Below are 23,996 nucleotides of genomic sequence, written 5' to 3' on the forward strand. Positions count from 1 at the left end.
GACTTCGCAGTTTGTGTTACGAAAACGGCGGCTCGGCTTTTGATTGGGCCGCTGCCGGTCTGACTGTTGTAGCCCAGAACTCGTCGTTTGCTATGCGACGACAGGAAGATTTGCAACGAAGCTTCCGATCGACGCTACCTTGAGTGCGCCTGAGTACAGGGATTGCGCACGTTGGCCGCAATGCTCAGTGCTGAACCGTCGTCGAGCAGATCCATAGCACATGGGTCAGCCGATAAGTCCTCCCGGTGAATCCACCCGTGTGCCGAATTTGCGCGTATTTGTCCACGTCTGCGACGTCGTCACGATTTTGATCGTCGCAATTTCCGCTCGCGGTAGACGTGACACGACCGGTACAGGCGTAGTTCAGTGTTCGAGCCAAACGACATGGTCGGCGAATGATTCGAGCACCGGCGTGCGCGCAGTACGCGATATGCTGAGCCAGACCTCCTTTGAGTGTTTGACGCGAAACACCGAGACTGCGGATTCCAGCGCTGCATCAGCGGCCGTGAGAACAAGACGGTCAAAATCATCTTCAGACGCGATCTGGACCAACTCGACCGCTGTTTCAACGGCGAGCAGCCGCTGGGCCGTCTGGCGCGCATGGTCGTCAGTTGTATCTAACGGAATGAAGCGGACATCGCATGGGAAACCCAATGTTCCAGATCGCAGCCCGGCAAAGAATGGTCCCGAGAGGTCGCGATCCACGTCTGTCGATACGTCGAAATAGATCGCGCGCTTGATCGGGCCACCTTCAGCCGTTAGCGCACGCTGCATCCTAGTGATGAATTCGAGCGAATCGTGACCTTGCAGCACACTGCTCAGATAAGTTCCGTCAACAATCCACACGGTGTTCATTCGATAAGTCCTGACGTGTTTAAGCTTCTGGTTTGACGGTATTGATAACAGCCACTATCCTTGGTAGTTTGAATATTGTATCCAAAAAAGGCGGAAATCAACTCATGGAAACTGTCCGTCTCAGCCTAGACGAAGTCAACCAACTTGCACTACGCGTCCTGCTGTCAAATGGCATGGCCGAGGATCACGCGCGCGCCATTGCCCGGGTCATCACCGCGGGGCAGCGGGACGAATGCCATTCGCACGGAATATACCGGCTGCTGGTATGCGTGCGCTCGCTGCGTGAAGGCAAATTGGCGGGGGGCGCGCGCCCCGAAATCAGCGAGCTTTCCCCAGCAATCGTCCGTGTGGACGCCCGCTTCGGATACTCGCAACTGGCGTTCGAACTGGGCAGCAAAATACTTGTTCAGAAGGCACGCACACTTGGCATCGCCGCACTCTCGATTAACAACTGCTTTCATTTTTCTGCGCTGTGGCCCGAAGTCGAGGCGATTGCGGCCGAAGGACTTGCGGCGCTTGCGATGACGCCGAGCCACAGTTGGGTCGCGCCGGCGGGAGGCAGTCAACCGGTGTTCGGTACGAACCCCATCGCGTTCGCGTGGCCCCGTCCGGCAACGCATCCATTCGTGTTCGACTTCGCGACGAGCGCCATTGCGCGCGGCGATATTGAACTCCACAGGCGCACGGGCAAGGAAATTCCCTTGGGCTGGGCTGTCGACGAGGTGGGGCAGCCAACGACCGATGCCGCGGCTGCCATGCGGGGCGCAATGTTAACCTTCGGGGGCCATAAGGGTTCGGCACTGTCCGCCATGGTCGAACTGCTCGCAGGTCCGCTGCTTGGCGACCTAACGAGCCTGGAGTCCCAGAAATTCGATGAAGGCGTGGGCGCCACCCCATGTCACGGCGAACTCGTACTTGCCTTCAATCCGGAGATTTTCGCGGCAGGCAAACGTGCTGAAGGTAATCAGTACGCTGAAGCAATGTTCGATGCAATTGTCGGGCAAGGAGCGCGCCTGCCGTCCCAACGGCGATTCGAGGCCCGAGCCCGAAGCGAAGCGCAGGGCGTGGAGGTGAGTGCCCAACTCTACCGCGACGTAACGGCGCTTATCCGGGAATAATCCGTCGGCCCTGTGAAGCTTCCCAACATTATTGACAGGTCCCACCGGCACCGACTCAACATCAAAGGGCCCCAGTCGCGGCTTTGTCGTTCCTGACACCCGCGTCAACGGACAGTCAGGTAGCTGCGCGCGCCGGCATCCTGCATACGTTTTAAGCTTTTCACTAACGTAATCCCCGCAATTGCATGCACGCAAGGTTTACCCGATCTTGACTGTGGATTTTGGATCCAGGATATTGAAACCATCATCCGATCTGGCGTGTTCCGGACCGGTCAATTCCTCCTCCTGGGAGCTACCGCATGTCGACCGTTGCAGCCCGGCTTGAGCGCCTGCCGTTCAGTCGTTTTCACTTCAAGCTGCTTATCATGGGCGGCCTGGGTTTCATGTTCGAAGCTATCGACGCGGCCATCATCGCGTTCATCCTGCCCGTCGTTCGTACGAAGTGGCATCTGACGAGCTTTGAGACAGGACTGCTTGGCAGCAGCACTTATGTGGGTTTTCTGGTCGGCGCGCTCTTTGCCGGTCTGCTCGGGGACCGTTTCGGTCGACGCGTCGTGATGATGTGGGCGCTGACGTTCTTCTCGGTGATGACCTTCGCCAACGCCTTTGTCAACGACTGGCACACGTTCGCGCTTCTGCGGGCCATCGCCGGTATCGGGATGGGCGCGGAGGGCGCGATCATCGCCCCGTTTCTGGCCGAGTTCGTCAGCAACCGCTATCGCGGTGCCTTTACCGGCTCGCTGGCAGGCTTCTTCTCGTTTGGTTTCGTGGCGGCCGCGCTGATCGGCTACTTCGTGATCCCAATGAATCCGGAAGGCTGGCGCATCGCGCTGGTCATCGTGTCGCTTCCTGTTGCCGTGCTGCTCTGGTGGCGACGCTCGCTGCACGAGTCGCCGCGCTGGCTGGAGATTCGTGGCCGTCATGCGGAAGCCGACGCCGTCGTGACGGATATTGAGCAGCAGGTGGAGCGAACCGGCGTGACGCTGCCTGCCATAATGCCGGTCACGGCCAGTGGAAGCGGCCACGCCCGCACGGGTTCGTTTTTCGGCAACCTGAAGCTGCTCTGGAAGCCGCCGCTCGCCAGGACGACATTGATGACCTGGTGCCTCTGGCTGTCCGTGACGTTCTGCTCGTATGCATTCTTCGTCTGGATTCCGGGCCTGCTCGTGCAGCATGGCATGACCATCACGAAGAGTTTCTCTGTGTCGATCCTGATCTATGTTGCGCAGATTCCGGGTTACTACTCGTCGGCCTACTTCTGCGAGAAGCTGGGCCGCAAGGCAACGATTGTCACCTACATGGCGCTGGCCTGTGGTGCGGGTATCTGGCTCGCCAACGCGGGCAGCGATACGTCGATCGTCCTTGCATCGATCTTCATGTCCTTCGCAATGAATGGCGTCAATGCCGGCGAGTACGCATACACGCCGGAGGTCTTTCCGACCCACTTGCGCGCAACTGGCATGGGAACGGCATCCGCGTTTGGACGTATTGGCGCAATCTGTTCGCCGATGCTGGTGGGCTTTATCTACCCGTTGTGGGGGTTCGCCGGCGTGTTCGGCATGACCACGGTCATTCTGCTGATCGGCGCTCTCGCGGTGATTTTCCTCGGCGTTTCGACGGCCGGAAGGACATTGGAGGAGATTACCGAAACCGAGTACGGTGCGCGGCCCGAGTCACAGAGCGCCGTCCTGCGAACTGCGAAATAAGGAGCTTTCGTGAGAAGCACAAACCATGGACTGATGTTGCGTGCGATCGAGCGTGTCGCGCGCGTGCAGCAGGGGAGCGAGAACGCCGAGCTCATCTGGATCGAATTCGAGCGGTCGCTCACGGAGGTATTCGGCCAGCGGTTGTTCACGGTGCTCGCGTATGACGAGGCGACCAGCCGGCTGGGGCGCCTGCATAGCAACCGTCTCGATATCAATCCGGTGGGCGGGCTCAAACGGGTGACGCAAAGCCGTTGGTCGGATCAGCTTCTTCGTCGCGGAGAGATCCATGTCGGATCGACCCGCGAGGATATCAAGGCAGTCTTTTCGGAGTACGAGGTGCTGTGGTCGATCGGGTGTGAGAGCGTACTGAACATTCCCGTGCGCAAGAACGGCGTCACGCTCGGCACGATGAATCTGCTCGGTGAAGCAGGACTATACGACCACGCTGACATTGCCGTTGCGCTTGTATTCGCCCAACTGGCCGTGTCGCCTCTCGAAGATCAGGTCGACCGGATACGCGGGCTCGCGGACCCTGATCGTATGGAACAGGTGTAGGACCTTGGGTGGAGAGGCAGAGCACCGCACTCCCACCAATTTGTCGCTCTCATTTGACAGACCCGCCGATGGGATGCATGATACGCGAAACATGTGGATATTGGATCCAATATAATGTTTCGATGCAGCCCGACGCGGTTTTTACGTGTAGCAAGGAGACTGGTATGAAAATTCAGATTACCGCTATTGCGGCCGCTGCGTCAGCGTTACTGGTTCTGTCGTCGGTTGGCGTACAGGCTGCTGAGGTCCAGACGGTCAAACTGGGTCTGGCCGCTCCCATGACGGGCGCGCAGGCTCAGTACGGCAAGGATTTCGAGTCTGGCGTGCAACTCGCCATCGACGATTTCAATGCCACGAAGCCAAAGATCGACGGCAAGGAAACGAAGTTCGTGCTCGAAGCGCTCGACGATCAGGCCGACCCAAAGACGGGCACGGTCGTCGCGCAAAAGCTGGTCGACGATGGCATCAAGGGCATGCTCGGCCACTTCAACTCGGGTGTGACGATTCCCGCTTCGGCAATCTACTCGCGCGCGGGCATTCCGCAGATTTCGACGGCGACGGCACCAGCCTATACGCGCCAGGGTTTCAAAACGACGTTCCGGATGATGACCTCCGACACGCAGCAGGGCAGCGTGATGGGCAAATACGTCGTCGATACGCTGCACGCGAAGCGTATTGCCATCATTGATGATCGCACGGCATACGGTCAGGGGCTCGCCGAACAGTTCGAAACGGCGGCGAAGGCAGCGGGTGGCAACATCATCGATCACCAGTTCACTTCCGACAAGGCGGTCGACTTCAAGGCGATCCTGACCGGTATCAAGTCGAAGAATCCGGACTTCATCTACTACGCGGGTGCGGACGCGCAATCTGCGCCCATGGTGAAGCAGGCTCGCTCGCTCGCGATGAAGGCGATGTTCGCGTCGGGCGAAATGTCGAAGACAGAGGACTTCATCAAGATCGCCGGCCCCTCGGCGGATGGCACGATCGTTTCGCTGGCCGGGCTGCCTCTCGAGAAGATGCCGGGAGGTGCGGGATTCACGCAGCGCTACAAGGCAAAGTTTGGCACTGAGCCGACGACGTACGCCCCCTACACGTACGACGGCGCCATGGCCATGATGGAAGCCATGCAGAAAGCCAATTCCTCTGACCCGTCCGTCTACCTGCCTGTGCTCGCGAAGACCGACATGAAGGGCGTCACGAGCGATCACTTTGCCTACGACCAGTACGGCGACCTTCGCGACGCCATCATCACGGTCTACAAATGCGAAGGGGGGCAGTGGAAACCGGTGACGGTCCTCGGATCCAAGTAACTGAAGCTGCGGTGGACGGCAGTCTGCCGTCCTCCCGCGTATTTCTCGACTCCCTGAAATGACCCAGCAAGCTCAAACCTCCCAGACAATCCCCGACGTTGTGGTTATCGGCGGCGGAATAGTCGGCCTCGCCTGCGCATGGTCTGCGTTGCGAGACGGCGCTACCGTCACCATCATCGATCGCGACTTCGAAGGTGACCGTACCTCGCATGGAAACGCCGGTGGTATCGCCGTGACGGAGAGCACGCCCATTTCAGTGAACGGCTTGTATACGAAGGCCTTGAAGTGGCTTTTCGATCCCCTTGGTCCCCTTGCCCTTGACTGGAAACATGTGCCGGCTGCACTGCCCTGGTTCCTGGCGTTTCAGCGCGCGGGAAACAAGGCTCGGTTCAGGGAGATTTCCCTGGCGCTTGCCGAACTGAACAATCGCGTCTACGACGATATCGTTCCGATGTTCCAGGACGTTGGGGCCATGGACAGCTTCTACCGCCGCGGTGCACTGACGGTTTATGAATCCGACGAAGGGTTCAAGGCTGACCAGCACGAATGGGCGTTCAAGCGTGAACTGGGCGTGCGCTGGCGCGTCATGTCTGCGGAAGAGATTCGCGAATGCGAACCGTCACTAGCCCCTGTCTTCCGTCACGGCATCTTTCTCGATGACTGGTCGCACATCGGAGATCCGAAGCGGCTGGTCACACAACTGCGTGAACGGGTGAAGCAGCTCGGTGCGGCTTTGGTCAGCGGCACGGTGAAGGCGCTCGATCTGTCTGACGCAGTCGCACCCTCAGCAGTCACTGAAACGGGCGAGCGTGTGAAGGGGCGCCGCGTCGTGGTTGCCACGGGCGCATGGTCAGCTTCACTCGCTGCATCGATCGGGGATCGCGTCCTGCTCGACAGCGAGCGGGGCTACAACACGACGCTGCCTGCGCATGGGATCAGCCTGTCCAGGGAGGTGATCTTTGCCGAGCGAAAATTCGTCGCGACACCGCTGGACATCGGCGTGCGTATCGGCGGGGCCGCGGAGTTCGCCGGCCTGAAGGCTCCTCCAAACTACAAACGCAGTGATGCGCTTCTCGCGCTGGGCAAGCGGTTCCTGCCGGGTATCAACGATTCCGGAGCGGTGAAGTGGATGGGTCATCGTCCCGCTACGCCGGATTCGCTGCCCGTCATTGGCCGCTCGCCGCGCGCTCCATCCGTCATCTATGCGTTCGGCCACGGCCATCTCGGCCTGACGCAGTCGGCAACGACAGGGGCGCTGGTGGCGGACCTGCTTGCCAACCGAACACCTGGAATCGGCCTTGAACCGTATTCGATCAGCCGCTTCCGGAATTGACGAGGCCCCCGCGACCTCGATTGTCCTGCGGGATTTCCCGCCTCTATTGATCTTTTTTAAAAAGGTGTAGCCATGAAAGTCAACTGGAAAGGTGTTTTCCCTGCCGTCACGACGAAGCTTAAGCACGATGGTTCGCTCGATCACGACGCCATCAAGGCCGGCCTGAATCGGCTCATCGACAGCGGTGTGGGTGGTGTCGTCATGATGGGTATGGTGGGCGAGAGCGCACAGCTCACTCAGGAAGAAAGGCGTACGGTAATCAGGCTGGCGGTGGAAACCGTAAATGGCCGGGTGCCGGTCATTGCCGGTCTCGCCGAAACCAATACGGCGAGTGCGGTCCAGTATGCGAAGGATGCGGAGGCGCTGGGCGTCCAGGGTCTGATGGTCTTCCCGGGCCTGACGTACAAGTCCGATGCCCGCGAGACCGTCGCGTACTACAAGACAGTCGCACAGGCATCCAGTCTTGCCATCCTGCTCTATAACAATCCGCGCGGGTATGGCGTGGACCTGACGCCGGATGTCGTGGCACAGTTGGTCGATGAGCCGACGATTGAGGCCATCAAAGAAGAATCGTATGACACCACCCGTGTCACTGATCTGATCAACCGTTTTGGCGATCGCCTTGCCATAGTGTGCGGCGTCGACGATCTGGTGCTTGAGTCGGTTGCGCTAGGGGTAACGTGCTGGGTCTCGGGCATGGCAAACGCCGTACCGAAGGAATCGGTCGAACTGCTGAATCTGGCGGTCACGGGTGACTTTGCGTCGGCCCGCAAACTGTACGGTGCGCTGATCGATCTGTTCCATCTGGATACCCATGTGAAACTGGTGCAGTACATCAAGCTGGCCGAAAACATCACGGCCGGCTACTCGGAAACGGTGAAAGCACCGCGCCTGCAACTTGAAGGCGAAGAGCGCGAGAAAGTAATCGCAATCGTGAAGAAGACACTCGCGGACGTCCGCGCGCTGTCGAAGTGACGTGATGAGATCTGGTCGTGCCAGCGGGTACGGCCAGCTCCGCGTTGCGAATCGTGAAGACAGTCGTTCATTCTGCCGGCGGTGGAACACGTCAAGTTCCGTCGTCGCGTCAAACACCAGAGCCAGGTCAAGCGCGCCAAGGTTGAGACCGCCCATCGCTCACCGATCATCAAGCGACATTCCGATAAGAAAAAAGCACCACATATCAGGAGCAGGTAGTGGACATTTTCGTTCAGCAGATTCTCAATGGACTGGTGCTTGGCAGTGTCTACGCCATCATCGCACTAGGCTACACGATGGTTTACGGCATTCTGGGCATCATCAACTTCGCTCACGGCGATGTATTGATGGTGGGCGCGATGGTTGCGCTCTCCGCCATAGGTGTGCTGCAGAACCACTTCCCCGGCCTCGGCAATGTGCTGACGCTCGTCATCGCGTTGATCATCGCAGCGGCGGTCTGCTCGGTGGTCGGCTACACGATCGAGCGCGTGGCCTACCGGCCGTTGCGGCGCGCACCGCGTCTCGCGCCGCTGATCACCGCGATCGGTGTGTCGATTCTGCTGCAGACGCTCGCGATGATGATCTGGTCGCGCAATCCGCTGCCGTTCCCGCAACTGTTGCCCACCGATCCGATCAACGTGATCAAGGCCACCGACACGACGCCCGGCGCCGTGATCTCGATGACTGAAATCGTGATCATCGTGGTGGCGTTCCTCGTGATGGGCGGCCTGCTGCTGCTCGTGCACAAGACCAAGCTCGGCCGTGCAATGCGCGCGATTGCCGAGAACCCGAACGTCGCGAGCCTGATGGGCGTGAGCCCGAACTTCGTGATTTCGGCGACCTTCATGATCGGCTCGGCACTGGCTGCGCTCGCCGGCGTGATGATCGCGTCCGAATACGGCAACGCGCACTTCTACATGGGCTTCATCCCTGGCCTGAAGGCCTTTACCGCGGCGGTGCTCGGCGGTATCGGCAATCTCGGCGGAGCGATGGTCGGCGGCGTGCTCCTCGGCCTGATTGAACAGCTGGGCGCCGGCTATATCGGCAACCTCACCGGCGGCGTGTTCGGCAGTAACTATCAGGACGTGTTCGCCTTCATCGTGCTGATCATCGTGCTGGTGTTCCGTCCGTCGGGTCTGCTCGGCGAACGTGTCGCGGATCGCGCCTGATCCCGGGCCACAAGGAGTCAACAATCATGACCTCAATTCAACCGATCGAGCCGTCCACGACGCTCATCCCCGAAAAGAACCGCACGAAGACGCTGACCATCGGCATCCTCACGGCGATCTTCGTGATCGCCGCGCCGATGGTGATCGGCGCCGCGGGTGGCAACTACTGGGTTCGCGTCCTCGACTTCGCGATGCTGTACGTGATGCTCGCGCTGGGCCTGAACGTGGTGGTGGGTTTTGCCGGCCTGCTGGACCTGGGCTATATCGCGTTCTACGCGATCGGCGCCTACACGGCCGCGCTGCTCAGCTCACCTCACCTCTCGACGCAATTCGAGTGGATCGCGGCGCTCGCGCCGCACGGTCTGAACGTGCCGATCTGGATCATCGTGCCGATCGCGATGGCGCTCGCCGCGATGTTCGGGATTCTGCTCGGTGCGCCGACACTGCGTCTGCGCGGCGACTACCTCGCGATCGTGACCCTCGGTTTCGGGGAAATCGTGCGGATCTTCATGAACAACCTCGACCGTCCGGTGAACATCACCAACGGCCCGAAGGGGATCACCGGGATCGCGCCGGTGCAGATCGGCGGCTTCAGCCTCGCGCAGTCGCACTCGCTGTTCGGCATGCAGTTCCCGTCGGTGTACCTGTACTACTACCTGTTCGTGCTGTGCGCGCTGTTCGTGATCTGGACGTGTACGCGTCTGCAGCATTCGCGTATCGGCCGCGCATGGGCCGCGATTCGCGAAGACGAAATCGCCGCCAAGGCGATGGGCATCAACACCCGTAACGTCAAGCTGCTCGCGTTCGCGATGGGCGCGTCGTTCGGCGGCCTGTCGGGCGCGATGTTCGGCTCGTTCCAGGGCTTCGTGTCGCCGGAATCGTTCACGTTCTGGGAATCGGTCGTGGTGCTCGCCTGCGTGGTGCTGGGCGGCATGGGCCACATTCCGGGCGTGATCCTCGGCGCGGTGCTGCTCGCGGTGTTCCCCGAGTTCCTGCGCTCCACGATGGGGCCGCTGCAGAACATGATCTTCGGCCATGAAATCGTCGATACCGAAGTGATCCGTCAGCTGCTGTACGGTCTCGCGATGGTCGTGATCATGCTGTATCGCTCGGAAGGCCTGTGGCCCGCGCCGAAGCACGAAGACAAGATTGCGAAGCTGGCGAAGCGTAGCGGCAAGAAGCCGGTGCGCGCATAAGGTCCGGTGGAGAAAAAGACATGAGCGATAACGTAAGCAACAACGCGGCGATCCGTCTGTCCGTGAAGGGCGTCAACAAGCGCTTCGGCGGCCTGCAGGCGCTTTCCGAAGTCGGCCTGCAGATCCGCGCGGGCGAGATCTACGGTCTGATCGGTCCGAACGGCGCCGGCAAGACGACCTTCTTCAACGTGATCACGGGTCTGTACACACCGGATTCGGGCGAATTCAAGCTCGATGGCGAGAACTACACGCCGACCGCGGTCTATCAGGTCGCGAAGGCGGGCATCGCCCGCACGTTCCAGAACATCCGGCTATTCGGCGGCATGACCGCGCTCGAAAACGTGATGGTCGGGCGCCACGTGCGCACCAAGCATGGTTTGCTCGGCGCGGTGTTCCAGACCCCGGCGGAACGCAAGGAAGAGCGCGAGATCAAGGAGCGTGCGCTCGAGCTTCTCGACTACGTCGGCATCACGCAGTACGCGGACTACACGTCGCGCAACCTGTCGTATGGTCACCAGCGTCGTCTGGAAATCGCGCGCGCGCTGGCGACCGATCCGAAGCTGCTCGCGCTCGACGAACCGGCGGCGGGCATGAACGCCACGGAGAAGGTCGAGCTGACCAAGCTGCTCGACAAGATCCGCTCGGACGGCAAGACGATCCTGCTGATCGAACACGACGTGAAACTCGTGATGGGCCTGTGCAACCAGATGACGGTGCTCGACTACGGCAAGGTGATTGCGCAAGGTCTGCCGCAGGACGTGCAGAAGGATGCGAAGGTGATCGAAGCTTATCTGGGTGCGGGGGTCCACTGATGTCCACGACGCAAGCAATGTTGAAAATCAAGGGCCTGCAGGTCAACTACGGCGGCATCCAGGCGGTCAAGGGTGTCGACCTCGAGGTCGGGCAGGGCGAACTCGTCACGCTGATCGGCGCGAACGGCGCGGGCAAGACCACGACGATGAAGGCGATCACGGGCCTGAAGGCATACGCGGCCGGCGACATCGAGTACATGGGTCAGTCGATCAAGGGCCTGCCCGCGCATGAGTTGCTCAAGCGCGGTCTCGCGATGGTGCCGGAAGGGCGCGGCATCTTCGCGCGCATGTCGATCGTCGAGAACATGCAGATGGGCGCATATCTGCGCAACGACAACGACGGCATCCAGAAGGACGTCGAGCGCATGTTCGGCTTCTTCCCGCGTCTGAAGGAGCGCGCCTCGCAATATGCGGGCACGCTCTCGGGCGGCGAGCAGCAGATGCTCGCGATGGCGCGCGCGATCATCTCGCGGCCCAAGCTGCTGCTGCTCGATGAGCCGTCGATGGGTCTGTCGCCGATCATGGTCGAGAAGATCTTCGAAGTGGTGCGCTCGATTTCGTCCGAAGGCATGACGGTTCTGCTCGTCGAGCAGAACGCGCGTCTTGCGCTGCAGGCGGCCAATCGCGGCTACGTGATGGACTCCGGTCTGATCACGATGTCGGGCGACGCGAAGCAGATGCTCGACGATCCGAAGGTGCGGGCCGCGTATCTCGGTGAATGAGACAGGCAGCCGATCGAACGGCTACTTTTTTGGCATGAAATTCTGGATGGAGCAGGGCTATGAAATCGACATTCTTTTGCATCGACGGACACACGTGTGGTAATCCGGTCCGCGTCGTCGCGGGAGGCGCACCTCGTCTCGAGGGCGCAAACATGATCGAGCGGCGAGCGCACTTTGAGCGCGAATTCGACTGGATCCGCACTTCGCTCATGTTCGAGCCGCGTGGACATGAAGTGATGTCGGGCAGCATTCTTTACCCACCGACCCGCCCCGACTGTGATGTTGCGATCCTGTTTATCGAGGTGAGCGGCTGCCTTCCCATGTGTGGCCACGGCACGATCGGTACCGTGACGACTGCTATCGAACATGGTCTGGTACGACCGCGCGAGCCGGGCGTGTTGCGCCTGGATACACCTGCAGGCCTCGTGGTCGCGAGCTACAAGATGGATGGTGACAACGTCGATTCCGTGCAGCTGATCAATGTTCCATCGTTCCTCCACTCGACGGATCTGACTGTCGATGTCGATGGGCTGGGCGAGATCCGCTTCGACGTCGCCTATGGAGGCAACTTCTACGCGATCATCGAGCCGCAGGAGAACTACGGTGGCCTGCACACGCTCAAGCCTTCGGACATTCAGCGACTAAGTCCGATTCTTCGCCAGAAGGCGAATGAGAAGTATCGGTTCGTTCATCCGGAGAAGGCCGAAATCCGTGGGCTAAGCCATGTGATGTGGACGGGCGACCCGACGGTCGATGGAGCAAGCGCGCGCAACGCGGTCTTCTATGGCGACAAAGCAATTGACCGCTCGCCCTGCGGCACGGGAACGTCCGCCCGCATGGCCCATCTTGTTGGCAAGGGAAAGCTGAAGATCGGCGAGCGGTTTGTGCACGAAAGCATTATCGGAACGCTCTTCAACGGCGTCCCTGTGGAAGCGACCAAAGTCGGCGAGTTCGACGCCATCATTCCGAGCATCGAAGGCTGGGCCCGAGTGACCGGGCATAACACGATCTTCGTAGACGATCGGGATCCGCTTGCCAGGGGCTTCTTGCTGAAGTGATCTGCCGAGGTCTAGCGAGCCGCGACCAACCAGATGGGGAATCCAAATGCTGATCCTGAAAAACGCACGCATCCTGGATGTGAATCACGAAAACGACACGACTCCGTACTCGATTGTCGTGGACGGTGACATGATCAAGGAAGTGACCCGCGAGCCGGTGTCGATCGAAGGCGCGCAGGTCATCGACGTGAGTGGCAAGACGGTCATGCCCGGCATGATCGATTGCCATGCGCATGTCATTGCATCGGTTGCTCACCTGGGCAATAACGGCCGCCTGCCTAACACCTTTGCAGTATTGCGCGCGGTGCCGATCCTGAGCGGCATGCTCAACCGGGGTTTCACGACCGTAAGGGATGCGGGAGGCGCGGACTATGCGTTGTCGCGCGCGATCGAAGACGGTGTGATTGCCGGGCCTCGGCTGTTCGTTGCAGGCAAGGCGCTGTCACAAACGGGCGGTCATGGCGACTTCCGCGAGCGCTTCGACAATTCCGATCCTGATCCGTGCGGATGCCATCGCAACCTCGGTGCTATCGGGCGCATCGTGGACGGCGTGGACGAGGTGCGCAAGGCTGTCCGTGAAGAGATGCGCGCGGGTGCGCACCACATCAAGATCATGGCGTCGGGCGGTGTCGCTTCGCCGACCGATCCGATCGGCAATCTGCAGTTCTCGGTCGACGAGGTCAAGGCCATCGTGGAAGAAGCGGCCTCGCACCAGACCTACGTGATGGCGCATGCCTACACGGGCAAGGCCATCTCGCGCGTGGTCAAACTCGGCGTGCGCACGATCGAGCACGGCAATCTCATCGACGAGGAAGCGGCGGCGGACATGGCCGAGTATGGGGCGTTCGCGGTGCCCACGCTCGTGACGTACGACGCAATGAGCAAGGTCGGCGCCAAGGCAGGCATGTCGGAAAGCGCGCTCGCGAAAAACGAAAAGGTTCGCATTCAGGGCCTGAAGGCGCTCGAACTGCTCAAACGTACCGGCGTAAAAATGGGGCTCGGCACAGACCTGCTCGGCGACATGCATCAGTATCAGAGCGACGAACTGACGATTCGGGCTGACATTCTCGGCGCGTTCGAAGCCATCTGCCAGGCCACGGCCGTTGGCGCGGAGATCGTCGGACAACAGGGACGGCTTGGTGTAGTGTCGGCAGGGGCTTACGCGGACCTGCTCGTCGTCGACGGGGATCCGCTGAAGGACATCGGCGTACTGACAGGACAGGGGGAGCGCATCGCTGGCGTCATGAAAAACGGCGTGTGGGTACGCGAGAACTTGCTGTAACGCAGGTTGCGGCCGGTGGATTTTGTATCCGAAAGCCAACATCGTGATAGCATGTTCACTGTATCCTGAATCCTTAATGGACCTGATCATGTCCCCGGTAGCCGCCAAACGTCGAACCAAACAGGCGTCCACGATGAGCGAAGTAATCGCGGACGAAAGCACGCGCAAGATCGTCCGGCCAACCACGGTCGAACTGGTGACCACCGCAGTGCGCCAACGCATTCTGAGTGGTGAACTCGCTCCGGGCGAGGTCGTGCGTCAGGAGGCGCTTGCCGAGGAACTGGGCGTGAGCCGTGTTCCGATCCGCGAGGCAATTACGCGCCTCACCGCGGAAGGACTGCTGACCAATATTCCGCATAAGGGCGCGTATGTCGCGGAGTTGTCGATCGAAGAGGTGAAGGAGACGTTCGATATCCGGCTGCGTCTCGAACCCTGGATCTTCTCGGAGGCGATTCCGCGCATCACCGAGGCCGAGATGGCTAAGGCTGAGCGGATTATCAAGGACATGGATAAGGCGGATTCAGGGATCTGGGGCCAGCTTAACTGGCGTCTGCACGAAACGCTTTATCTGCCGGCGCAGCGTGACATCACACTGCAGATGTTGCGGGTACTGCATGATCGTAGCGACCGCTATTTTCGATTCCAGGCGGTGCAGGTACCCATTCGCGAGCAATCTCACGATGAGCACATGGCACTCGTCGAAGCCTGCCGAAAGCGGGACGCGAAGCTTGGCGCAAAACTGCTCGAACATCACGTGAAAACGGCCGCACAGCAAATCATGTCGGTCGTGGAAGCGGTGGTGTCGCGCTGATCGCGCGTCCAACATCCGCCCCCTTACGCGCGTCGTCCGCGCGTGGGCACGTATCGCTCCTGGTCTTCCCTTCGCGCTAGCTTCACAGGTATTGCGGCTAGCGCCGCGCGTGGCTTCAGCGACGTGCGATGTTCTCGACAACTCCCTTCTTCCCGCAAGTCCGAAATCTGCCTGGGTCTCGATGCGGACCAGGCGAAATTTCGATTCGCACTCCAGTCACAAGCGGCCGATCTGGCTGAGGCTGTGGCGCAATTCCGAGCGCGGAAGGTGATCCAGTTGTGGGAATAGGGAAAACCCAGGGATGTGTGCGCTTCGTTCTGTGGTTTAATTCTGCATATTGGATCCAGGATACCAAATCGCAAAACGAGCTGCCTCGGAACGGCGGCTTTTGTTTTCTGTGGCAGTTTTGGATCCAATATACATTTGTCGCGCGAGGCGTCGCCGACCCCTCGACTTTAGAGAAGGAATGGATCATGGCTATCAATTGGCAAGGCGTCTTCCCCGCAGTTACCACCAAACTGAAATCCGACTTTTCGCTAGACGTCGATGCTATCCGTGCCAGCCTCGAACGCCTGATCGCGAATGGCGTCAGTGGCGTGGTGATGATGGGTATGGTGGGTGAGAACGCTCAGCTTACGCCGGAAGAAAAGCTCACAGTGTTGCGTACTGCGAAAGAGGTGATCAATGGCCGCGTGCCGATCATCTCGGGTCTGGCGGAGACGAACACCGAGAAAGCCGTGGCGTACGCCCGGGAAGCGGAAAAGATCGGTATCGACGGCCTGATGGTCTTCCCGGGCCTGACCTACAAGTCGGACACCCGCGAGACGGTCGCATTCTACAAGACGGTCGCGCAGGCTTCGAAGCTGGAAATCCTGCTCTACAACAATCCGCGTGGTTACGGTGTGGATCTCACGCCAGACGTGGTCGAGCAGTTGCTGGAACAGCCGACGATCGTGGCGATCAAGGAAGAGTCGTACGAGACGACGCGTGTCACGGACCTGATCAACCGGTTTGAGAAGCGCCTCGCAGTTGTCTGCGGCGTGGACGACCTGATCCTCGAAAGTGCTGCGCTAGGCGTCAAGGCGTGGGTGTCGGGAATGGCAAATGCGCTGCCGAAGGAGTCGGTCGCATTGCTGAACCTTGCCCTCGATGGCAATTTCGAAAAGGCGCGCAAACTGTACGGTGCACTGACGCCGCTGTTCCACCTGGATACAGTTGTCAAGCTCGTTCAGCACATCAAGCTCGCCGAGCACATCATCACTGGCTCAGCTGAAACCGTGAAACCTCCGCGCCTAGATCTGATTGGCGAAGAGCGTGAAAGCACTATCGCCATCACACGCAAGACCCTCGCCGACCTCAAGGCGCTCGGCTACTAGGCAGCCGTTCGGACCGAAGCCATCGCGCGGCTTCGGTCCTCCGTGGCGTCGCGCAGGCTACAGCACAGATCTTTGCGCGAGACTGCAGGTGCTCCCGCTTTTTCGCACATAAACGGGCCGGTCTGGATTCTGTGCTCGACATGCTCAGTCCTAGGATTCCCAACGCCGTCAGCTGGACGAAACATATCGATGGAGCGGAAGGCGAAGCGTCAATCATCGGACTTGAAGGGCCGTCGTTTCGAGTATGCATTGTCGCGACGTTGTAGCGAGATGCTTCTCCTTTTAACCCATTTTGAGGATAAAGACATGTCCCTGACCGGCGAAATGATTATTGGCTTTTCCGCAGTGCGAGGCACCGAAGGCAGCCAACGCGCGTTCAATCCTGCGACCAATTCGGAAATCGCGGAACCGCATTTTGGAATGGGTGGCGCCGCGGAAGTCGAGCGCGCGGCATTGATGGCCGCCCATGCTTTTGACGTTTACCGCAATGTCCCGCTTGCAAAGCGTGCCGGGTTTCTTGAGGCCATTGCAGATAATATCGTCACCATTGGGGATGAGCTGATCGAGCGGGCACATGCAGAAACTGGATTGCCCATACAGCGCCTGCAGGGAGAGCGGGCACGCACCGTTGGGCAGTTGCGTCTGTTTGCAAAGGTCGTACGGGATGGTCACTTTCTCAGCTCGACGATCGACCATGCACAGCCCGAGCGTCAACCGTTGCCACGCGCAGACCTTCGTCTCGCGAAAGTGCCTGTCGGGCCGGTCGCCGTATTCAGCGCAAGCAACTTTCCGCTAGCCTTCTCGGTTGCCGGCTGCGACACCGCATCAGCGCTCGCTGCCGGAGCTCCCGTAATCGTAAAGGCGCATGGCGCGCATCTCGGTACTTCGGAGCTGGTCGGCCGGGCAATCCAGAAGGCCGTGAGGGAGCAGGGCTTGCCTGAAGGAGTGTTCTCGTTGCTTTTCGGTGCTGGCCGCAAGCTGGGCGAAGCGCTCGTCGCGCATCCTGCAATCAAGGCCGTCGGCTTCACCGGGTCGCGTCAAGGTGGTCTCGCACTGGTGCGCACCGCCAACGCCCGGCCGGAGCCGATTCCCGTCTACGCCGAAATGAGCAGTATCAACCCGGTGTTCCTGTTCCCGGGTGCTCTCGCAACCCGAGCCGAAGCAATCGGCAAGACGTTCGCCGATTCGCTGACGATGGGCGCAGGTCAGTTCTGCACTAACCCCGGTCTCGTTCTCGCTATTGATGGCCCCGACCTTAAACGATTCGTCGAAGCAGCCGCGGATGCGCTGGCCATCAAGCCGGCACAGACCATGTTGACTCCGGGGATTTTCGATGCCTATTGTGCGGGTACGAAAAGCGTCGACGCACTAAAGGGTGTGACGAAGATTGCACAGGGCGAGGCGGCCGGTGAGCGCCCCAATGCCGCGCAGGCGTCACTCTATGTGACTGACGCACAACGTCTGCTCGACACACAGGAGCTTGAAGCGGAGATGTTCGGGCCGGCCTCTGTCGTCGTTCGGGTGCGAGATCTTGATGAGCTGCTAAAGGTTGCCGAACACATCGAAGGGCAACTGACGGTCACCCTGCAGATTGATGCGACAGATCATGCCGACGTGCGGCGTCTGCTGCCTATTCTCGAACGCAAGGCTGGCCGGATTCTGGCAAACGGCTTTCCGACGGGTGTAGAGGTTTGCCACGCAATGGTTCACGGCGGTCCGTATCCATCGACGTCGAATTCGATGTTCACATCAGTGGGTGCGACGGCTATCGATCGTTTCCTTCGTCCCGTCTGCTACCAGGATCTGCCCGATTCTCTGCTTCCGGATGCGGTAAAGGAAGCCAATCCGCTGGGTGTTTGGCGCCTTGTCGATGGCGAGTTGATCGTACCGGCACAGGCGGCGGGTTCCGACACCTGAGTTTGACCCAAACAATCAGACGGGCCGTTGCTCGTGACGGTCCGTGTTCGCGCTGTGCTAATTCCTTATTCGGGAAACAATCTCGTCGAGCGCGCCGAACTGCGCAACGTAGACTCCGCTTCCCTCTATCGGAAACAACGCGCAGCCCGCTTCGTTGCACGGCGTGAATTCGCCGAACTCGCCCAAAATCCGTCGACTGCTTTCTGACCAGAAGTCGTATCTGCCGCCGTGCCGTCTCACTCTAAGCAAGTTGACATCCCGCTGAGCAACGGGCGTGACAAGGCATGGCATCAGCCTGCTTGCGCGGCACGTAACCAGGGTAGAGTGCGGGCTCCCACTTTATGCGGAGCCTTCGCACATATCTGTGCTGGTGAAAGACCCGGCAGTCACGGCGCAGCATCAGTGCCGCAAAAGAAAACGCCCGCGCTTAATTCACGCAGGCGTTTCCGTGGCCCCGCTACCGCGCCCCAATGGACGATTCCTCGTCCGCTTCTGCATCAGGGGCCGGCTTCCGCGCGGCTCGTTTTGAGTATAGGACGCGCAGCGAGATATTCAAGCCGGAGAAACTGCCGTTCTGATGGCACGGAACGTAAGTCGTGCTCCGCTCGCCAACGAGGCCCGCTCCGCAAGGACGGCACACACGATCTGACATGAAGGGATATGGCAAAACTCTGCTGCGGGAGGGGCTTTGGACAAGCGAGAAACACTCCGACAGCCAGGTGGAGTGGGAGATTTTTTCAGCGCTTCCGCGGTGACGGTATACCCGACGGTATCGCGTCAGACTGACTCAGAAAAAACCTGTAAATTCAATGATCTTCCACTGCAAAAGATAATAGAGTGGGAGTGACGGGGACTATCGGATACTATCGGCTGCTATCGGGTTCGATCGGGAAAATCAGCGAAAGCCGCGCCCAGCGCGGCGTTTGCTGGTTTCTGGGATTCGCCATCTATCGGCAGCAGACGCCAATTTCTGACGGTAGATTTGACGGTATTTCGAAAAGCACATCTTTCGAGAAATTCGTATACCGTCAGCTGTGCGAGCATCCCGAGACGGTATTTTTTCGCTGAAATCCTTGCCCGGCCGGGCGCTGCACGGTTCTGTTGATGGTATGTAGTTTGACGGTATACGCAAAGGCACAAGTCGCGTTTGCGCCCGTGCTGACCGATACGAAGCTCAGGAACCTTAAGTCCAGGACAGGCTGTATAAGGTCATTGACCGGGGACAGCCTGTACGCTGCAGTCAATCCCGGCGGAGTTGTCACGTTCAGGATTGACTACAATGGCCCGATAGACACAGCAGATTGCCGGCAGTCCGGAAGAGCACGTGATGTTCGGAGGGCGGAATCGCGCTCTGCAATGTCAGGCCGTGCGCGGCAAGACGGGCTTCAGGGTGCATGGAGTGCTCGCACGAAAACAGAGGGATCAACATTGCCACCGGAGAGAAGAAGCGCAACTGTCTTCCCTTCGAAGTCGACCTTGCACCGAATCACCGCAGCCAGGGGGCGGCGCCGGCAGGTTCCAGGACAAGCTTCAGGTAGCGATAGGCCATCGCCGTCGCGTCGAACACTTCCTCATCGGCCATTCGATTCGAAGACCTTAAATAGCGAGACGTTCTCGATCGCAGACATCAATGTCGAACCTTACGCGCACTCGATCAAGAAATGGAGGATTGCCAGGTAAATTCGTTGATAAGGTCCTGGTTTTCATATCAGCGACGATAGGGTCGTCAAAACAGTTGGCGTTCCCGTGTCGCGCGTGAAAGGTCTGCTGTGGGCTATAAGCAGAAGAAAACTTATCTTGATAGAGTCGTTCACACAACTGAAGTTGTAGCTAGATTTCAACTAAAACCTCAGGTTTCAAGAAACCGGGGGCTTTAATTGAGTTGCAAAACGACCCTTAGTCTTTGGGTGGCGGCCATGCGCAACGAATTCTGCATCGCACCGCAATGCTGACAACTTTTGTTTTGCAAGCGTCGTCGCTAACCCTTGATCCTTGGTGTCATGGAGGCTCGCTCAAATCTATCCGGCGTCTCTGTGGGGCTGCTCCCCGCGCCACGATGAAGTTGGCGCCCGCGTTCCCCATAAAGTTGGGCGGCTTCTGGAGCCTCTTTACTTGCCGGGGTGTTCCACAGGCCGTTGTGCCGTTCACGTCATCGGGTTTCAGTCGTCGCAAAAGCAGAGAGGTTGTTGGTAAGTCCGCGTTGGTTCAAGCCAGCACTGCCGCGAATCCCGGATCAAAGGTGGTATGACGGGCAACGACCGCCCAAGCGGTGCGAGCCAATTTATTGGCCGGCGCGCATGCCGCCACGTTTGAGTGGCGTCGCGTCAGAAGCGCGCGGGTCCAGTCGGCGAGGCGGCCGGTGCGTTACTCCAGGCATCGCATGTAGGCCGGGCGCACTCGACAAGACTTCGGATGGGTCTGTCGCCGCGTCGGCGCGCAGGCAATGCAGGATCAGACGGCGAAGTACGTGCCAGCGCGATGCACCAGCACTTCCGTTCTTCGTTCGCCGTATAACCCTCGTAAGAAGTGACAAGCCGAAGTTTGCCCAACAGTGTCTCTGCCCGCCGGCCGTGCAACGAAGGCTAGCGAATTCTGACCACCGCGTCACGCAAAGAATCTACAAAAATATCGAGTTCACTTTCTCTCATGTAGATGTGCGGAGATATCCGAATACCTTCAAGGTTGAGTACCTTTCTGTATTTACTATTGACTTTATACCTGTCACGTAGCGTCTGCTCAAGGATTTGAGAATCGACTCCCTTGACTGAAAATAGGCTCACTGCGCCAAGTTTATCCGTTTCAATATCCGTGTGAATTTCGAAGCCTGCTATATCCCGGGCCAGGTTGATCCAGTATCGCGTCAGATGTTGAAGACGCTCGTGGATGCTCTTTACACCAATTGCCTCATGTAGATTGATTGCAGGTTCGATGCCAGCCTGTAAAGCCGAATTGTATGTGCCCAAGTTCCAGTGATCAAACTTGCCTATTGAACCAGGATCATTGTCGAATGGAGCGAGCAACGGCCAAGTGGTTGCAATCCGCTCCTTATTGACAATGAGCATACCATTACCGACCGGAGCGCCAAGCCACTTGTGTAAGCTAGTGATGAAGTAGTCGCAGCCCATGTCGCGAAAGCTTATTGGCATCTGTGCGAACGACTGCGCTGCGTCAACTACCGTGAGAACACCCTTCTCGCGAGCAATCGCACATATGCGTTCGGAAGGAAGAACTTTGCCGGTCCAATGTAGCATGTGAGTGATATAGATGACGCGCGTTTGCGGGCGAATGGCACTTACATAGGCCCGGACAATTGCATCGTCGTCAACAAAACGGTCAAAATGAACCTGCTCAACTTCAATGTTTTCGCGTTGCCGCCGTTGCGCCCAACCCATACCTGCAATCGGATAGTCCCATTCAGACATCAGCACATGATCGCCTGCCTTCAGAGGGATACCGAAGATGGCAGTGCTCAGAGATTCCGATGCATTACGATTTAATGCGATCTCTTCCGGCTCGCAGTCTGCAATGCTTGCTAAGTGACGCTTCACATCAGGCAACCGCTTATCGAGGCTGCTCCACATGTTTACATCAGGATTTTGGGAGATGAAATGCAGCGCATCTAACACAGCACGCTCAACCGTCATCGGCGGTGGGCTCACGGCAGCATTGTTAAGGTTCAGTAGCGGGTGCTGATCAGCGTACAACTCTCGAACGCGCTCCCAATTCAGAGCCCCGGATGGGTCCCTAATCGCGTCTTGCAATGTCATTTTCTGCTCCTTATTAGTATTTCATGAAAATTCTAACCTGCGCGTAACCGATACCCTGTTCTATCTTTCCAGATGTCATTACTCGAAGATCTTATGTAAGGCGTCGTCAGCTATTAAGCCGAGCCTCTGGGCTCGCTGATATTCACGAGCAGTTGGACGTTGCTTTTTCGCGATTGTATTGGGCGACTTTTCCATTGGTATGCAGCTCTCTGCGACGCGAGAGTGCGTTACCAAACCGGTAGCTTCTTGCGACTTAAGAATCAGATAGTCTTTGAAACCCGGCCAAAATTCAATCCACCACAACGCCATATTCGATGTCTGTGTCGTCGTCCTAAAGTCTCATCTCTTTGAAGATATCAAGTTCGTCGATGCATCCGAGTAATCCTCTCCCGTGCCCGATGCGAAGTAGCGGATTTTGCCGTGATCTGCTCAAATAGGCGTTTCTTGGGACGCGCCATTGACGCGAAACGACGCACCAACAGGCCACTTAATTTCATTAAGTTGAATCCGACGATGCGAAAGGCCGCTGACGGGTAGTGACCACGGTTTCCCGATGAGGACGTAGCGTGAATCTATCTGAATCTCACTCGCTCGCTGGATCCTGACGATCCGTCTCTCACATCATTTCCGGCACCTTTAGAGAAGTGCCGTCACTGAAACGGCCTAGGCGGTAAGGTGCAACATCCATCATTGGCTTAGCTCCCGTCACCATATCGGCGACGAGTTCTCCCGCCGCCGGGCCCAACGCAAAGCCATGACCACTGAATCCACTGGCGACGTAGAAACCTGGAAGTGTTCCGACGTCGGAAATCACCGGAATAAGATCGGGAGTCGTATCAATGGCGCCACCCCAGGCATGCACGATACGCATGTCCGAGAACTCCGGGATGGCACGTTTGACGTTGTCGAGCGCAGCCCTTACGAGTTCGAGATCGGGATTCGGGTCCAGCACGCGGCAGCGTTCAAACGGCGATACCTGGTCGAAGTCCCAGGATGCCGATGCCTCGGCACCTTGGAACCAACGCTTCGAGAGGCGATACTTCAGCTTTTTGCCGATGTCGTTCCGGTAATTGCGGTAATACTTCAGCGCGTTCCTTAGGCCAAGCGGCGCCAGGTCGATCCGTCCAACGCCCGGAATCGCTAGCGTATACGAGCCGTCGAGCCGACGGCGCAGTGCAAAGTCGGGACCGCTAAAGCAACCATTGACGACGTTCGGTGCGACAGACGTACGCATGGCAGTCCCAACAACGTTCACGGTTGGGACCTCGATGCCGTGGCGCAGACAGAAACGTGAACTCCATGCACCGCCAGCGCTGACCACTGCGCCCGCCTTGATCAGACCGCGCTCTGTCCACACGCCGCTGACACGCCCTGCGCTGAGTTCCAGGCCGCGCGCTGCGCAGTTTTGGTAGAGTTGAGCGCCGTGGCGTTTCGCCCCTTCGGCAAGTGCGGGCGTCGCGCGTGAAGGCTCCGCGCGTCCATCGTCGGGCGACCAGACACCGCCCGCATACCGCGGACCACCACGTGGAGCATGGGCGGCTATCTCGGCGGCGCCCAGCACATGGCTGACGAAACCGATCTCGCGCGCCTGCTTGCCCCATGACTCCCAAAGGGCGATAGTTTTTGCGTCGTTGCTGGCGTAAAGGATACCTTCCCGACGGAAGCCCAGGTCAATCTGAATTTCGTCCCGCAGCTGGCCCCAGCGGTGAAGGCTACGCATGGCCAGCGGCAGCTCAAACAGGTCGCGATTCTGCTGGCGGACCCATCCCCAATTGCGACCCGATTGCTCGCCACCGACGATGCCTTTGTCGACCAGCGCGACCGACACACCACGCCGAGCCAATTCGTAGGCAGTCGATGTTCCAATGATCCCGGCTCCGATGACGACCACATCGGCGACGCCCGAGAATTCCTGGGTGTCGTAAACCTCTTCGACTCTAAGCATTGCAGACTTCCGTCATTTACCTGGGCCCAACAAGGGCAAGAATAGGGTCAAACATCACGCGACGCCTCGACAACGCCCGTCACGGC

18 protein-coding genes and 2 pseudogenes are annotated in these 23,996 nt (G+C 58.9%); 16 read left to right on the forward strand and 4 right to left on the reverse strand.

What is annotated here, in order from left to right; all coding sequences use genetic code 11:
* Positions 1-363: 363 nt before the first annotated feature.
* Positions 364-855, reverse strand: coding sequence for an NYN domain-containing protein (locus L0U84_RS06620; protein WP_233848662.1), 492 nt, complete (start codon positions 853-855; stop codon positions 364-366).
* A 104-nt stretch (positions 856-959) separates the two neighbouring features.
* Here L0U84_RS06620 and L0U84_RS06625 point away from each other — a divergent pair, with 104 nt between their 5' ends.
* The 16 genes and pseudogenes from L0U84_RS06625 to L0U84_RS44160 all read left to right on the forward strand — a co-directional run.
* Complete coding sequence (locus L0U84_RS06625; protein WP_233848663.1) at positions 960-1,973, forward strand: Ldh family oxidoreductase; 1,014 nt, start codon at positions 960-962, stop codon at positions 1,971-1,973.
* 299 nt (positions 1,974-2,272) lie between these two features.
* Positions 2,273-3,679 carry an MFS transporter gene (locus L0U84_RS06630; protein ID WP_233848664.1) on the forward strand — a complete coding sequence of 469 codons (1,407 nt, stop codon included), beginning with the start codon at positions 2,273-2,275 and terminating at the stop codon, positions 3,677-3,679.
* Between the two features lie 9 nt (positions 3,680-3,688).
* Complete coding sequence (locus L0U84_RS06635) at positions 3,689-4,234, forward strand: GAF domain-containing protein (RefSeq protein ID WP_233848665.1); 546 nt, start codon at positions 3,689-3,691, stop codon at positions 4,232-4,234.
* Positions 4,235-4,398: 164 nt separating this feature from the next.
* A complete protein-coding gene (locus tag L0U84_RS06640) occupies positions 4,399-5,547 on the forward strand; it encodes a branched-chain amino acid ABC transporter substrate-binding protein (RefSeq protein ID WP_233848667.1) in 1,149 nt (382 codons plus the stop codon).
* A gap of 58 nt (positions 5,548-5,605) precedes the next feature.
* Positions 5,606-6,880: an NAD(P)/FAD-dependent oxidoreductase gene (locus tag L0U84_RS06645; RefSeq protein WP_233848669.1), complete on the forward strand. Its 1,275-nt coding sequence runs from the start codon at positions 5,606-5,608 to the stop codon at positions 6,878-6,880.
* Positions 6,881-6,952: 72 nt separating this feature from the next.
* Positions 6,953-7,855 (forward strand): dihydrodipicolinate synthase family protein, encoded by a 903-nt coding sequence (locus L0U84_RS06650; protein ID WP_233848672.1) that lies wholly within the window; start codon positions 6,953-6,955, stop codon positions 7,853-7,855.
* A gap of 218 nt (positions 7,856-8,073) precedes the next feature.
* A complete protein-coding gene (locus L0U84_RS06655; RefSeq protein WP_233848674.1) occupies positions 8,074-9,024 on the forward strand; it encodes a branched-chain amino acid ABC transporter permease in 951 nt (316 codons plus the stop codon).
* A 26-nt stretch (positions 9,025-9,050) separates the two neighbouring features.
* Positions 9,051-10,220 (forward strand): ABC transporter permease subunit, encoded by a 1,170-nt coding sequence (locus L0U84_RS06660; protein WP_233848676.1) that lies wholly within the window; start codon positions 9,051-9,053, stop codon positions 10,218-10,220.
* Positions 10,221-10,240: 20 nt separating this feature from the next.
* A complete protein-coding gene (locus tag L0U84_RS06665) occupies positions 10,241-11,032 on the forward strand; it encodes an ABC transporter ATP-binding protein (RefSeq protein WP_233848678.1) in 792 nt (263 codons plus the stop codon).
* Between the two features lie 17 nt (positions 11,033-11,049).
* Positions 11,050-11,754, forward strand: coding sequence for an ABC transporter ATP-binding protein (locus L0U84_RS06670; protein ID WP_442793975.1), 705 nt, complete (start codon positions 11,050-11,052; stop codon positions 11,752-11,754).
* A 59-nt stretch (positions 11,755-11,813) separates the two neighbouring features.
* Positions 11,814-12,812, forward strand: a complete 999-nt coding sequence (locus L0U84_RS06675) for a 4-hydroxyproline epimerase (protein WP_233848682.1) — start codon at positions 11,814-11,816, stop codon at positions 12,810-12,812.
* 46 nt (positions 12,813-12,858) lie between these two features.
* Positions 12,859-14,094 carry a metal-dependent hydrolase family protein gene (locus tag L0U84_RS06680; RefSeq protein ID WP_233848684.1) on the forward strand — a complete coding sequence of 412 codons (1,236 nt, stop codon included), beginning with the start codon at positions 12,859-12,861 and terminating at the stop codon, positions 14,092-14,094.
* A gap of 133 nt (positions 14,095-14,227) precedes the next feature.
* Complete coding sequence (locus L0U84_RS06685) at positions 14,228-14,905, forward strand: GntR family transcriptional regulator (protein WP_233851957.1); 678 nt, start codon at positions 14,228-14,230, stop codon at positions 14,903-14,905.
* 473 nt (positions 14,906-15,378) lie between these two features.
* A complete protein-coding gene (locus tag L0U84_RS06690) occupies positions 15,379-16,281 on the forward strand; it encodes a dihydrodipicolinate synthase family protein (RefSeq protein WP_233848685.1) in 903 nt (300 codons plus the stop codon).
* Positions 16,282-16,587: 306 nt separating this feature from the next.
* Positions 16,588-18,198 carry an aldehyde dehydrogenase (NADP(+)) gene (locus L0U84_RS06695; protein WP_233848687.1) on the forward strand — a complete coding sequence of 537 codons (1,611 nt, stop codon included), beginning with the start codon at positions 16,588-16,590 and terminating at the stop codon, positions 18,196-18,198.
* Positions 18,199-18,300: 102 nt separating this feature from the next.
* Positions 18,301-18,405, forward strand: a pseudogene (locus L0U84_RS44160) (IS6 family transposase); the annotation flags it as partial.
* A gap of 1,998 nt (positions 18,406-20,403) precedes the next feature.
* Here L0U84_RS44160 and L0U84_RS06700 read toward each other — a convergent pair.
* The 3 genes and pseudogenes from L0U84_RS06700 to L0U84_RS06710 form a co-directional block, all read right to left on the reverse strand.
* Positions 20,404-20,630 (reverse strand): annotated as a pseudogene (locus tag L0U84_RS06700) (IS110 family transposase); the annotation flags it as partial.
* Between the two features lie 150 nt (positions 20,631-20,780).
* Positions 20,781-21,965: an aminotransferase class V-fold PLP-dependent enzyme gene (locus L0U84_RS06705; RefSeq protein ID WP_233848689.1), complete on the reverse strand. Its 1,185-nt coding sequence runs from the start codon at positions 21,963-21,965 to the stop codon at positions 20,781-20,783.
* 616 nt (positions 21,966-22,581) lie between these two features.
* On the reverse strand, positions 22,582-23,910 hold the full coding sequence (locus tag L0U84_RS06710) for an NAD(P)/FAD-dependent oxidoreductase (RefSeq protein ID WP_233848695.1): 1,329 nt from the start codon (positions 23,908-23,910) through the stop codon (positions 22,582-22,584).
* Positions 23,911-23,996 lie beyond the last annotated feature (86 nt).

Source organism: Paraburkholderia sp. HD33-4 (assembly GCF_021390635.1).
Classification (GTDB): Bacteria; Pseudomonadota; Gammaproteobacteria; order Burkholderiales; family Burkholderiaceae; genus Paraburkholderia.

Excerpts from the sequence above, each read along its gene's own strand:
- L0U84_RS06620 (WP_233848662.1), bottom strand. The coding sequence starts at position 855 with ATGAACACCGTGTGGATTGTTGACGGAACTTATCTGAGCAGTGTGCTG.
- L0U84_RS06625 (WP_233848663.1), top strand. The coding sequence starts at position 960 with ATGGAAACTGTCCGTCTCAGCCTAGACGAAGTCAACCAACTTGCACTA.
- L0U84_RS06630 (WP_233848664.1), top strand. The coding sequence starts at position 2,273 with ATGTCGACCGTTGCAGCCCGGCTTGAGCGCCTGCCGTTCAGTCGTTTT.
- L0U84_RS06640 (WP_233848667.1), top strand. The coding sequence starts at position 4,399 with ATGAAAATTCAGATTACCGCTATTGCGGCCGCTGCGTCAGCGTTACTG.
- L0U84_RS06645 (WP_233848669.1), top strand. The coding sequence starts at position 5,606 with ATGACCCAGCAAGCTCAAACCTCCCAGACAATCCCCGACGTTGTGGTT.
- L0U84_RS06650 (WP_233848672.1), top strand. The coding sequence starts at position 6,953 with ATGAAAGTCAACTGGAAAGGTGTTTTCCCTGCCGTCACGACGAAGCTT.
- L0U84_RS06660 (WP_233848676.1), top strand. The coding sequence starts at position 9,051 with ATGACCTCAATTCAACCGATCGAGCCGTCCACGACGCTCATCCCCGAA.
- L0U84_RS06665 (WP_233848678.1), top strand. The coding sequence starts at position 10,241 with ATGAGCGATAACGTAAGCAACAACGCGGCGATCCGTCTGTCCGTGAAG.
- L0U84_RS06670 (WP_442793975.1), top strand. The coding sequence starts at position 11,050 with ATGTTGAAAATCAAGGGCCTGCAGGTCAACTACGGCGGCATCCAGGCG.
- L0U84_RS06675 (WP_233848682.1), top strand. The coding sequence starts at position 11,814 with ATGAAATCGACATTCTTTTGCATCGACGGACACACGTGTGGTAATCCG.
- L0U84_RS06680 (WP_233848684.1), top strand. The coding sequence starts at position 12,859 with ATGCTGATCCTGAAAAACGCACGCATCCTGGATGTGAATCACGAAAAC.
- L0U84_RS06685 (WP_233851957.1), top strand. The coding sequence starts at position 14,228 with ATGAGCGAAGTAATCGCGGACGAAAGCACGCGCAAGATCGTCCGGCCA.
- L0U84_RS06690 (WP_233848685.1), top strand. The coding sequence starts at position 15,379 with ATGGCTATCAATTGGCAAGGCGTCTTCCCCGCAGTTACCACCAAACTG.
- L0U84_RS06695 (WP_233848687.1), top strand. The coding sequence starts at position 16,588 with ATGTCCCTGACCGGCGAAATGATTATTGGCTTTTCCGCAGTGCGAGGC.
- L0U84_RS06705 (WP_233848689.1), bottom strand. The coding sequence starts at position 21,965 with ATGACATTGCAAGACGCGATTAGGGACCCATCCGGGGCTCTGAATTGG.
- L0U84_RS06710 (WP_233848695.1), bottom strand. The coding sequence starts at position 23,910 with ATGCTTAGAGTCGAAGAGGTTTACGACACCCAGGAATTCTCGGGCGTC.